The organism is Paenibacillus agaridevorans, from assembly GCF_003112455.1.
In the GTDB taxonomy this organism is placed as follows: domain Bacteria; phylum Bacillota; class Bacilli; order Paenibacillales; family Paenibacillaceae; genus Pristimantibacillus; species Pristimantibacillus agaridevorans.
Window position 1 is genome coordinate 1 of the sequence record NZ_BDQX01000216.1, and the last position, 311, is coordinate 311.

Annotated in this window: 1 protein-coding gene; it reads right to left on the reverse strand. The window is 47.6% G+C overall.

Annotation, left to right across the window (positions count from 1 at the left end; translation table 11 throughout):
• Positions 1-311: transposase (locus tag PAT3040_RS19815; RefSeq protein WP_146200484.1), on the reverse strand; the 311-nt coding region annotated here is incomplete at both ends.

The window sequence follows — 311 nt, forward strand, 5'->3', positions numbered from 1 at the left end:
CGCAAGTCTTCGATACAGATCGTTTGGTTTTCACGTATCCATTTCGTGGTCTGCTTGTGCATCACATCGATTCGACTATTTCGAATTTTTTCGTGAATTTGGGCCACTTTTTGTTTCGCTCTATGCCAGTTGCTCCCGCCATACGTTCTTCTCGCCATGACCCGTTGCCATTTCGCTAATAAGCGTTCATACTGCAGCGTATATCTCGGATTATCCATGGCAATACCTTCTGAGGGCACGGCAAGTAGTTTAATACCGACATCAATGCCCAGCGTATGGCCTGTTACAGGCAGGTGCTGGATATCCGCCTC